8 protein-coding genes are annotated in these 11717 nt (G+C 43.1%); 4 read left to right on the plus strand and 4 right to left on the minus strand.

The window, feature by feature from the left end; all coding sequences use genetic code 11:
• The first annotated feature begins 226 nt into the window (after positions 1–226).
• Positions 227–412: a hypothetical protein gene (locus tag QZ735_RS01145; RefSeq protein ID WP_294243407.1), complete on the plus strand. Its 186-nt coding sequence runs from the start codon at positions 227–229 to the stop codon at positions 410–412.
• Between the two features lie 245 nt (positions 413–657).
• Here QZ735_RS01145 and QZ735_RS01150 read toward each other — a convergent pair whose 3' ends face one another.
• On the minus strand, positions 658–1347 hold the full coding sequence (locus QZ735_RS01150) for a WG repeat-containing protein (protein ID WP_294243409.1): 690 nt from the start codon (positions 1345–1347) through the stop codon (positions 658–660).
• Between the two features lie 393 nt (positions 1348–1740).
• On the opposite strand from QZ735_RS01150, the gene QZ735_RS01155 reads away from it, so the two are divergent.
• Entirely contained in the window at positions 1741–4524 is a 2784-nt protein-coding gene (locus QZ735_RS01155; RefSeq protein WP_294243411.1) for a bifunctional aconitate hydratase 2/2-methylisocitrate dehydratase, read from the plus strand.
• Positions 4525–4825: 301 nt separating this feature from the next.
• The gene (locus tag QZ735_RS01160; protein ID WP_294243412.1) at positions 4826–7096 is read left to right on the plus strand and encodes an aconitate hydratase; all 2271 of its coding nucleotides are present in this window, start codon (positions 4826–4828) and stop codon (positions 7094–7096) included.
• A gap of 51 nt (positions 7097–7147) precedes the next feature.
• Here the strand turns inward: QZ735_RS01160 and QZ735_RS01165 are convergent, their stop codons facing one another.
• Genes QZ735_RS01165 through QZ735_RS01175 form a run of 3 tightly spaced genes read right to left on the minus strand, consistent with a single transcriptional unit; the run spans position 7148 to position 9184 of the window.
• Positions 7148–7834, minus strand: coding sequence for a LytTR family DNA-binding domain-containing protein (locus tag QZ735_RS01165; protein WP_294243413.1), 687 nt, complete (start codon positions 7832–7834; stop codon positions 7148–7150).
• Positions 7827–8840 carry a sensor histidine kinase gene (locus QZ735_RS01170; protein WP_294243414.1) on the minus strand — a complete coding sequence of 338 codons (1014 nt, stop codon included), beginning with the start codon at positions 8838–8840 and terminating at the stop codon, positions 7827–7829. The genes QZ735_RS01165 and QZ735_RS01170 overlap by 8 nt, the downstream gene beginning before the upstream one ends.
• Complete coding sequence (locus QZ735_RS01175; RefSeq protein WP_294243416.1) at positions 8837–9184, minus strand: hypothetical protein; 348 nt, start codon at positions 9182–9184, stop codon at positions 8837–8839. Before QZ735_RS01175 ends, QZ735_RS01170 begins: the two co-directional genes overlap by 4 nt.
• A gap of 158 nt (positions 9185–9342) precedes the next feature.
• Here QZ735_RS01175 and QZ735_RS01180 point away from each other — a divergent pair, with 158 nt between their 5' ends.
• Positions 9343–11460, plus strand: coding sequence for an outer membrane beta-barrel family protein (locus tag QZ735_RS01180; protein WP_294243418.1), 2118 nt, complete (start codon positions 9343–9345; stop codon positions 11458–11460).
• Positions 11461–11717: the final 257 nt, after the last annotated feature.

Consider the following 11717-nt stretch of genomic DNA (forward strand, 5'->3'; position numbering starts at 1 on the left):
TATGGCTTATGGCTTATGGCTTATGGCTTATGGCTTATGGCTTATGGCTTATGGCTTATGGCTTATGGCTTATGGCTTATGGCTTATGGCTTATGGCTTAAAGTTACGGTATTATAAAGCAGAAGAAAAAAAATTGGTGAATTTTTGAAATTATTTTTACTGTTTATTATCATGAAAGATGGCAAGCCCCAACGGGACGATTTACAACAGCACCGGGTAAAACCCGATGGTTCAGATCATTCAAAAGTCCGGAATCCATATCTACGGAGCACCAACAGCAAGCCCTAACGGGGCGGCTTACAACAGCATCGGGTGCAACCCAATGGTTCAGACCGTTCAAACGTCCGCAATCCGTATCAACAGAGCACCAACAACAAGCCCCAACGGGACGATTTACAACAGCATCGGGTGAAACCTGATGGTTCAGACCGTTCAAACGTCCGCAATCTGTATCAACAGAGCACCAACAACAAGCCCCAACGGGGCGATTTACAACAGCATCGGGTGCAACCCGATGGTTCAGACCGTTCAAAAGTCACGAATCCGTATCAACGGAATACCAACAACAAGCCCTAACGGGGCGGCTTACAATAGCATCGGGTGCAACCCGATGGTTCAGATCATTTAAAGTCATACACCCCGCGGATAAAATGAAAATCAATACGTTTTATTCCGCCGGTCTATATAAAAATAGTTTTTCCCGTCTTTTGAGACTTCGAACATCCTGCCCAGTTTCCAGCTGAAATTTCTCTTGATGTCGGCATATTCAAATGGGATTACGGTATTGCCCTCCACATCAATCACTCCAAAAGTATTATTCCTCGAAGCAATGATCATAGGATTTGCGACATCATCCCCTTCAAGGATGTACAGGTATTCATATTGGGGATACATTTTGAACTGCCGGTAATCATTTGCATCCTTAAAGACTGATTTTTCGATAATGCCGTAAAATCCATTCATAATATAACCCTGAAACAGCTGCTGTACATATTCTTTATGGATACATTGTCCCAGGTCTTCTTTTTTAAAACGGTAGACCCGTTTCCCCTGGCGGTCCACCCTGTAGGAAATTTCATCTTTCTCTACAGTGGCATAATCGGCAGTCCCGAATTTTCTCAGCTTTTCATTGGGGGAATTCAGGAGATTGCAGTCTTCATAGAAAAATACGGCAATATGATATTCCGGCTGAATGATAAAATTCCCTTTCTGGCTGACATAACCGAAGTTCCCGTCTTTCTTTTTCGGAATCAGAAGCGGAAGATCTTCATGCAGCACCGGAAGAGTACGGTTGCTTTCCGTCTTCTTCCGGACTGTACTTAACGCATGGGTACCGTTCTTTTTCACCGGTATTTTCCGGGTGGCTGCAGCCTGTGAACAAACTGAAGCTGAAATAAAAAGGCATAAAAACCGGACTGCATTTTTCATAATCATCATACATTCAAAAAATTACGGACAAAAATAGAAAATATAAAATTTATATTTATAAAGAATCTAAATAATTTCAACTATATAAAATAGTAAAAAATCGTAAATTTGAAAATATTTTTTTGAGGTTAAATACAAAAATTGGCCTGTAAGAGAAATGATTCGCTGCGGATCTGCAGTATTTTTCTTAAGGAAACAGATCAGTACCTGAAAAAAATTACAGAGTACAGCTTGTTTTTCTTCTCATTTCAGGGAAGAATTCATCGATAACAATGCCGTATTCCCTATAAGATTGAAAAGACTTCTATTATTATGAACATTTATCAGGATTACATCCAAGAAATTGAAGAAAGAAAAAGCCAGGGGCTTCATCCAAAACCTATTGACAGTGCAGCATTATTAAGCGAGATCATCGCACAGATCAAAGACACTGCTCACCCGTACAGGGCAGACTCCCTTACATTTTTTATTTACAATACATTACCGGGAACAACCAGCGCTGCCGCTGCAAAAGCAACATTTTTAAAAGAAATTATCCTCGGTGAATCCGTAGTAGAAGAAATCTCACCGGCTTTTGCCTTTGAATTACTGTCCCATATGAAAGGTGGAAAATCCATTGAAGTGTTACTGGATCTTGCGCTCGGCAACGATGCAGCTGTAGCTCAACAGGCGGCAGAGGTTCTTAAGACCCAGGTTTTCCTTTATGAAGCGGACACTACGCGTCTGAAAGAAGCTTATCAGAATGGTAATGCCATTGCAAAAGAGATCCTGGAAAGCTATGCCAACGCAGAATTCTTTACTAAGCTTCCGGAAGTGGCCGAAGAAATAAAAGTGGTTACCTTTATCGCCGGTGAAGGTGACATTTCCACCGACCTGTTGTCTCCGGGAAATCAAGCGCATTCAAGATCAGACCGCGAACTTCACGGTAAATGTATGATTACGCCTCAGGCACAGGAAGAAATAAAAGCTTTGCAGGCACAGCATCCTGATGCCAGCGTCATGCTGGTAGCGGAAAAAGGAACCATGGGCGTAGGGTCTTCCCGTATGTCGGGAGTAAACAACGTTGCCCTCTGGACCGGCAGACAGGCCAGCCCTTATGTGCCTTTCGTGAATATCGCTCCGATTGTTGGAGGAACCAACGGGATCTCCCCGATTTTCCTGACTACGGTAGACGTTACCGGAGGAATCGGGATCGACCTTAAAAACTGGGTAAAGAAAACAGACGAAAACGGCGATCCGGTCCGCAATGAAAACGGCGAAATTGTTCTTGAAGAAGCATACTCGGTAGCAACGGGAACTGTCTTAACCATCAATACCAAAGAAAAGAAACTCTATAACGGAGATCAGGAACTTATTGATCTTTCAAGATCGTTTACTCCGCAGAAGATGGAATTCATCAAAGCAGGCGGTTCATATGCTATTGTCTTCGGTAAAAAACTGCAAACTTTTGCGGCGAAAACACTGGATATTGAGGCACCTCAGGTTTTTGCTCCATCCAAGGAAATTTCCTATGAGGGGCAGGGATTGACGGCCGTTGAAAAAATCTTCAACCGGAATGCCGTAGGGGTAACACCGGGGAAAGTTCTACATGCAGGATCTGATGTACGGGTACAGGTAAACATCGTAGGTTCCCAGGATACGACCGGTCTTATGACCGCTCAGGAACTGGAGTCCATGGCAGCTACGGTAATTTCTCCGGTAGTAGACGGAGCATACCAGTCAGGATGCCATACCGCTTCCGTATGGGATAAAAAAGCACAGGCCAATATTCCGAAATTGATGAAATTCATGAATGATTTCGGGCTCATTACCGCCCGCGACCCAAAAGGGGAATACCATTCCATGACCGACGTTATCCATAAAGTACTGAATGACATCACCATCGATGAATGGGCGATTATCATCGGGGGAGATTCCCATACGAGAATGTCCAAAGGGGTCGCTTTCGGAGCTGATTCCGGAACGGTGGCGCTGGCGCTGGCTACGGGTGAGGCTTCCATGCCGATCCCTGAATCTGTAAAAGTGATTTTCAGAGGAAGCATGAAAGAGCATATGGATTTCCGGGATGTGGTTCATGCCACCCAGGCACAGATGCTGAAACAATTCGGCGGCGAAAACGTATTCCAGGGAAGAATCATTGAGGTCCATATCGGGACCCTTCCGGCAGACCAGGCATTTACTTTTACAGACTGGACTGCTGAAATGAAAGCGAAAGCCTCCATTAATATTTCGGAAGACGACACGCTGATCGAATCCCTTGAAATTGCAAAAAGCAGAATCCAGATCATGATCGACAAAGGAATGGATAACCATAACCAGGTTCTTCAGGGATTGATCAATAAAGCGGACAAAAGGATTACGGAAATCAGATCCGGCGATAAGCCTGCGCTGACTCCGGATGCCAATGCCAAATATTATGCTGAAGTTGTAGTAGATCTGGATGCCATCACAGAACCGATGATTGCTGACCCGGACGTAAATAATGATGACGTTTCCAAAAGATATACCCATGACACGATCAGAGACCTTACCTATTACGGTGGTGATAAGAAAGTGGATCTGGGCTTTGTAGGATCATGCATGGTTCATAAAGGCGACCTCAAGATTGTTTCCCAGATGCTTAAGAACATTGAAAGGAAAAACGGAACAGTAGAATTCAAAGCTCCGCTGGTAGTAGCCGCCCCAACCTATAACATCATTGATGAACTAAAGGCTGAAGGAGACTGGGAATTCCTGGAAAAATATTCCGGATTTGAATTTGATGACAATGCTCCGAAAGGTGAAGCCCGTGTGGACTATAAAAACATGATGTACCTTGAGCGTCCCGGATGTAACCTCTGCATGGGTAACCAGGAAAAAGCAGCGAAAGGAGATACCGTACTGGCTACTTCTACCCGTCTTTTCCAGGGGAGAGTGGTAGAAGATTCCGAACGTAAAAAAGGAGAATCTTTACTGGCTTCCACTCCGGTAGTTGTCTTATCAGCCATCTTCGGAAGAATCCCGAATATCGATGAATACAAAGCAGCGGTAGAAGGTATAGACCTTACCACTTTTGTTCCTTCCATCAAGGAACTGACCAGTACAAGTGCACATTAGGATATCCTCATCGGACAATAAAATCTGAATATAAAAAGTTCCCCTCCTTACGGAAGGGAACTTTTTTTTGTTTAGAACATTTCTATTTAAGTATCCTCTCCCATTATTTTACCGTAAATCAACAGTTACCCTATTATTTTTCCCTACCTTGAACTTTGATTAATCCTCTCTATCTTTATGATCTTAACTCTTTTTTAGACATTGGAGGAACGGATTTTGATGGATAACAAAAGGAGATTTTTTCATCCGGCCCTGCTCCGGCTGAAAAATATTTTATTATAAAAGAAAAAATAAATTAGATATGACTTTTGATATTGACATGATCAAAAAAGTGTATGAGCGCTACCCTGAAAGAATTGCTGCGGCAAGACAGATTACAGGAAAGCCACTGACACTTTCAGAGAAAATCCTTTACACGCACTTGTGGGAAGGAAATGCAACCCAGGAATATGAAAGAGGAAATTCTTATGTAGATTTCGCGCCGGACAGAGTTGCGATGCAGGATGCTACCGCACAAATGGCCCTGCTGCAGTTTATGCAGGCCGGAAAGCCAAAGGTAGCGGTTCCTTCCACTGTACATGCCGATCACCTGATCCAGGCGAAAGTGGGTGCAGACAAGGATTTGCAGGAAGGAATCAATAAAAACTCGGAGGTTTTCAACTTTTTAAGTTCCGTCTGCGATAAGTACGGAATCGGATTCTGGAAGCCAGGCGCAGGGATTATCCACCAGGTAGTGCTTGAAAACTATGCTTTTCCGGGAGGAATGATGATCGGTACCGATTCCCATACGGTAAATGCCGGAGGGCTGGGCATGGTAGCCATTGGTGTAGGAGGTGCTGATGCAGTAGATGTAATGGCAGGAATGGCCTGGGAACTTAAAATGCCAAGACTGATCGGGGTAAAATTAACCGGTAAGATGTCCGGATGGACTTCTGCCAAAGATGTTATCCTTAAAGTAGCCGGAATCCTGACCGTGAAAGGAGGAACCGGATGTATCGTGGAATATTTCGGGGAAGGAGCAGAATCCCTTTCTGCTACCGGTAAAGGAACCATTTGTAATATGGGAGCTGAAGTAGGGGCTACCACTTCTACTTTCGGGTATGACGATTCCATGAGGAGATACCTTTCTGCTACCGGACGACAGGACATCGTGGATGCAGCAGACCAGATTGCCGAACATCTGACAGGAGATCCTGAAGTATATGCCAATCCGGAACAGTATTTTGATCAGTTGATCGAAATCAATCTTTCAGAACTTACCCCGCATTTGAACGGGCCTTTCACTCCGGACTTAGCAACACCGGTTTCTGAATTCAGAGCCAAGGCAGAAGCTAACGGATGGCCTATTGAAGTAGAATGGGCACTGATCGGTTCATGTACCAACTCTTCATATGAAGATTTGTCGAGAGCGGCCTCCATTGTAGAGAATGCAGTAGCTAAGGGGGTTAAGCCTAAAGCGATTTTAGGAATTAACCCGGGCTCGGAACAGGTAAAATATACGGCTGAAAGAGACGGCTTCCTGGATTCGTTCAGGAAATTCGAAAATGCAAGGATTTTTACCAATGCATGCGGACCTTGTATCGGACAATGGGACAGGGAAGGTGCTGAAAAAGGTGAAAAGAATTCCATTATCCACTCTTTTAACAGAAACTTTGCAAAAAGAGCGGATGGTAACCCCAATACCCATGCTTTTGTGGCTTCACCTGAGATGGTGGCTGCCGTAGCTATTTCGGGAAGACTGGATTTCAACCCGATTACCGATACCCTGACCACTGAAAGCGGGGAACAGGTAAAACTGGATGAGCCGAAAGGTTCTGAGCTTCCTTCAAAAGGTTTTGCCGTAGAAGATAACGGATATCAGGCCCCTTCTGAAGATGGTTCGGGCGTTGTTGTAGACGTAAGTCCGACTTCAGACAGGCTTCAGATCCTTGAAGAATTCCCGGCATGGGACGGTAAGAACATTACCGGTGCCAAAGTACTGATCAAAGCTTTCGGGAAATGTACTACTGACCATATTTCTATGGCCGGTCCATGGCTGAAGTACAGAGGCCACCTGGATAATATATCCAATAATATGCTGATCGGTGCCGTAAATGCGTATAACATGGAGACCAACCACGTTAAAAACCAGCTAACCGGTGAATACGGGGAAGTACCGGCTGTACAACGGGCTTATAAAGCTGCCAATATCCCGTCGATTGTGGTAGGAGACCAGAATTACGGTGAAGGATCTTCCAGAGAGCATGCAGCGATGGAACCGAGGCACCTTGGTGTAAAAGCAGTCCTGGTGAAATCTTTTGCGAGAATCCATGAGACCAATCTGAAAAAACAGGGAATGCTTGGGCTGACATTTGCCGATGAAGCAGACTACGACAAAGTACAGGAAGATGACACTGTGAATTTCCTTGATCTCGAACAGTTTGCTCCAGGAAAACAGCTGACCCTAGAATTCGTTCATAAAGACGGATCCAAAGATACGGTCATGGCGAACCATACTTACAATGCCCAGCAGATTGACTGGTTCAAAGCAGGTTCTGCCTTAAACCTGATCAAGCAGCAGGAGAAAAATTAATTCTAAGAATTAATTAACCATAGAAAAAGCAGTTTCAAATGAAACTGCTTTTTATTTTATCCTCGCTAAAAGGTGCATGCGGTAGCTCTCTCCTACCGGAATCTCATGACCGGTAACAAGCATTATTTTCCTTGCGGCCACGTTCCTGATCTGATTTAAATTCACGATGAAGGATTTGTGTATTCTCACAAAAAAAGCTTCCGGAAGCTGTTGCTCCATCGATTTCAGGGTATCCAATACAATGTATTCCTGCTCCCGTGTTTTGATATTAATATAGTCCCTGATGCTTTCCACATACAGGATATCTTTAAAATTAATCCGGTGCTGCTGCCCCGAAGACTTTACAAAAAAGTGAGTAGGCCCTGCAGAACCGGCCGGCATAAAACGTTCCTGTGCTTTCAGTGTGCTTCTATAAAATCTTTCAAACGTAACAGGCTTCAGCAGATAGTCGATGACGTGATGATCATATCCTTCCAAAGCATATTCCGAATAAGCCGTTGTTAAAATATACTTCTTCCGGTCGCCGAGGATTTTCATAAAATTGATTCCGGACAGCTCCGGCATCTGAATGTCCAGAAAAATCAGGTCGGATGCATTGTTCTGGACATATTCCATTGCCTCAATCGGATTTTCGGTGGAGAAAACCAGTTCCAGAAACGGCACTTTATTCACGTAGCTTTTCAGCAGCGAAACGGCCAGCGGCTCATCGTCGACAATGACACATTTAATCTTATTCATTCCGCAAATCTATTTTCAGGTCTACCGCGAATTCGGTTTCGGAATTTTTTATATTCAGTTCATGCTTACCGGGATAAAGAATGGACAGCCTTTTCTTTACATTTTCAATTCCGATGCCGGAAACCTCATCTTTCATCCTTTCATTTTTATAATTCAACAGATAAAAATGCAGAATTTTATGGCTTTCGGAAATCTTCATTTCAAAACCCTTATCCCGGAAGTCTCCGTGTTTAAAAGCATTTTCTACAAACGGAACCAAAATCATCGGGGAGATTTTCAGCCCGGAATGGCTGATGTGTTTTTCTATGATCAGCAACTCAGGTTTCTTAATCCGCAGTTTTTCCAGCGCGGTCAGGCTGTCGATATACCCGATTTCCTTATCTAAAGTAATGGCATCTTCAGTAAGGTCTTTTGTGCTGTACCTCAGCAGCCTGCTTAATTCTTCAATGGCCGGTAAAGCTTTTTCGGAATTCTGATACACCAGCGAATAAATATTGTTTAGCGAATTAAAAATAAAATGCGGATTAATCTGGGTTTTTAAGGCCTGCAGTTCTGCGGTCTTTCTGGCTTCGATGAGTTCGGCTTTTTCAGCTTCCGTCCGGATAAAATATTGAAGAAACCAGAATGTCGTACTGATGAAAATGGCCGTGCTGCTAAAAAAAATGTTATCGAAAAAATAATAGGCAATTCCCGTATCCGGATCGTAATTCCTGAATCCCAATGTCGCAGGCAGCAACACTTCTTCTATAGAATAGCGCACGATAACAAAGCAGGTTACGCTCAGCAAAAAGGCAATAACGGATTTGTAGATCTTATCCGGCTCATAAAACCGGGGAACGATAAAAAAATAGTTGACGTAAAAGGATATAAAGCTGGTAAGAAAAAAGGTGATTTTAAACGTAAGGGATTTTTCAGAATCAAATACGAAATAAGGAATCACCACCGATCCGATAATATAAATCGTCCAGAAAAAAATATGAAACCAAACAAGCTTATGCGTCTTCATCGTACTTCTTTGTTATTGATCAAAATACTTTTCGAGGAGGTATAATGTAAATATAATGAAACAGCATCAGTATTCCGGTTTTCTATTGAAAGACTTGCTTTTTTAGGCAGCCGGTATGTGAATCCGGATGCAGCCGCTATGCTGCGGGGCATAGTAAGTTTTGAAGACAGATTGATTTCTTTATCCGAAAGGTTTTTCAGTTCCAAAGTTACCGGTGCTTTTACCTCATGTATAAAGAGGCTTTCTCCCGGAGGTATGGTAATTGTCTTCCATACATCGACCCGTTGAGCCGGTATAAAAGATGATGTAAAGATCAGGCTGAAGATAAGAATAAGGTTTTTCATAGCTCAAAAATAGTCAAGGACAATGGCATTATTCATACTGAATCTGCAAACACCCGAAAATTATCGACGAAATATTTTTTATCGGATGAAAACCGTTGAAAACCTAAATGCTGTTTTATGCTTCTTTTCATCAGAATACATTTGCCAAAAAGAAGACAATGAAAAACATTCCTGTTTTGGCTGCCCTGCTGGTCTCCTCTTTACTTTGGTCTCAGGTAAAGAAAGACAGCATCCGTACTATTGAAAAAGTAGAAATCCTTGTTAAGAAAAAGCTGCTGGAAAGGAAAGCAGACCGGATGATCTTTAACGTGGAAGCTTCCATTGCTTCCCAGGGGATGGACGGTTCGGAAACCCTGGCCAATGTTCCCATGATCAGGGTGGATGAAACCCTCGGCACCATTTCGATTACAGGAAAAAGCAGCGTTGGCGTAATGATTAACGGCAGGATGCTGAATCTTTCCGGACAGGCCCTTTTGAATTACCTGAAATCGATCCGCTCGGAAAACATCGCCAAAATAGAAGTCATTACCACACCTCCGGCAAAATACGAAGCCCAGGGAAACAGTGGACTGATCAATATCATCCTTAAAAAAAATCCAAACCTGGGATTCAGCGGCAGCCTTACCTCCAACCTGATCCAGCGAACCTATTCCGGATTCGGAAACACCGGGATGCTGAATTACCAGACCGAAAAGTTCAGCACCAGCCTGAAGCTTGTCTATTACGATTCCGCCAAACGTACAAATGAAAACTACAGCATCATCGGAGCTACACAGAATTACAGCAACTCCATCAGAAAAGATATGTGGAACGAACTGACCCCCGCCATCAATATGTCTTACAAAATCAGTAAAAATTCCGAAGCCGGGTTTGAGTATATTTATGCCCACCAAAGATCGGGAATGGACATCGTTAACACCACCCGGAACATCAGTCCAGACCTTACTGAAGAAATGCTTCTGACGAACACATTCCACCGCGAGAAGGAACCGACTCACACGCTAAGCGCCTATTATGATCGCAAACTTGATTCATTAGGTAAAAAATTAAGTATTATGGGAAATTTCTATAAAAACAATTCCGATACGGAAGTGAATTTTTCTACGCAAAAATTCTCCGATACTACCGTTCAGGACGTAAAAACCCTTTCCCTGGTAGCGCCTCAGGTATTTTCCGTACAGGCAGACCTGGAGCTTCCTTTTTCCTTCGGGACCATCGAGACCGGGGCAAAGTTTAACCAGTTTAAAAACAATTCCGATTTAAAATATTTCAATCTGACCGATAGCGGATACATCGCTGATGCAGCCAGAGCCAATCTTTTTGAATATAAAGAGGAAAATTATGCCGCCTATTTCAGTTATGCCAAAAATTTCGGCGAACACTGGGAAACCAAAGCCGGACTTCGTTATGAAAATACCCGGGCAGAAAGCTACACCCCTTCCACAGGTTCCGGCAATCAGTATCGGTATGGCCAATGGTTTCCGTCCGCCTATGTCTCGTATAAGAAAGATAAAAATATTTTCAGCCTGGCGTATTCCAGAAGGATCAACCGTCCGGGAATGAGCAGCCTTAATCCGTTCCGCTGGTATTCCAATCCTTATTCCTATTCTTCCGGAAATCCTTTGCTTACGCCGTCTTATATCAATAATCTGGAACTGGGCTATACCTTCAACAATAAGCTGACAGCAAGTCTTTATTATCTCAGGCTGAAAAATGCATTCGGACAGGTTTCTTTCCAGGACGGCCTTTCGCAGATCTCGACGTATCTTAATTATTACAACACCAATTCGCTGGGTCTGAATATTTCTTATACCGATACTTTTTTCAAACGCTGGGAATCTGCGATTGCGGTAAATGCAAGCAAACAGGCCTCTGAAATTTTCGGGTTGGATGCACAACCTCAGAAAGGAACTTCATTCAGCTATTCGATCAATAATACCATTACTTTAAATAAAGCTAAAACCTTTGCTTTTTTCCTGAACTACGAACAAAGCCTCCCTTACAGAAACGTCAATTATTATTTTCATAATTTCTCCGATCTTGCTTCAGGATTTAAAATTTCGCTGATGGATAAGCAGCTTCAGGTTAATACAACGGTTACCAATATCCTTGCCCAGCGGTACCGGGGAGAAATTTACTTCACCGGCAGCGTACAGTATATGAACAATTATTGGGACGGCAGAAGTTTCCGCCTGAGCGTAAACTATACCTTTGGAGGCCGGAAGAAGAAAATCCAGAAAAAAGCGATCAGGTTCGAGGAAAAAGACAGGGTATGAATTATTAACCATATCCCAAAGGTCCAACGAAGTCAAAAGTCATAAGAGATCAATATAATACTTACCGAAGATGAACCATTTGGGAATAAAGAGTCTGCAAAAGTTTTAAAAATCGCTGATTCCATTCCGCAGGAGATAAATACCTGTAAGAATGGTTTCATGACCTGCTTTTAGATTGAAGATGCTGATACTTATTTATTTGACCTTAATCAGTTATAAATTTCCCGGATCGCCTGTAACAAAATCTGTTTTCCAGT

It is taken from the genome of uncultured Chryseobacterium sp., from assembly GCF_913776365.1.
Taxonomy (GTDB): domain Bacteria; phylum Bacteroidota; class Bacteroidia; order Flavobacteriales; family Weeksellaceae; genus Chryseobacterium.

What these genes read in the sequence shown, in the direction of transcription:
- QZ735_RS01170 (WP_294243414.1), bottom strand. Translation starts at nt 8,840, where the DNA reads ATGAAGACGCATAAGCTTGTTTGGTTTCATATTTTTTTCTGGACGATT.
- QZ735_RS01155 (WP_294243411.1), top strand. Translation starts at nt 1,741, where the DNA reads ATGAACATTTATCAGGATTACATCCAAGAAATTGAAGAAAGAAAAAGC.
- QZ735_RS01160 (WP_294243412.1), top strand. Translation starts at nt 4,826, where the DNA reads ATGACTTTTGATATTGACATGATCAAAAAAGTGTATGAGCGCTACCCT.
- QZ735_RS01145 (WP_294243407.1), top strand. Translation starts at nt 227, where the DNA reads ATGGTTCAGATCATTCAAAAGTCCGGAATCCATATCTACGGAGCACCA.
- QZ735_RS01175 (WP_294243416.1), bottom strand. Translation starts at nt 9,184, where the DNA reads ATGAAAAACCTTATTCTTATCTTCAGCCTGATCTTTACATCATCTTTT.
- QZ735_RS01165 (WP_294243413.1), bottom strand. Translation starts at nt 7,834, where the DNA reads ATGAATAAGATTAAATGTGTCATTGTCGACGATGAGCCGCTGGCCGTT.
- QZ735_RS01180 (WP_294243418.1), top strand. Translation starts at nt 9,343, where the DNA reads ATGAAAAACATTCCTGTTTTGGCTGCCCTGCTGGTCTCCTCTTTACTT.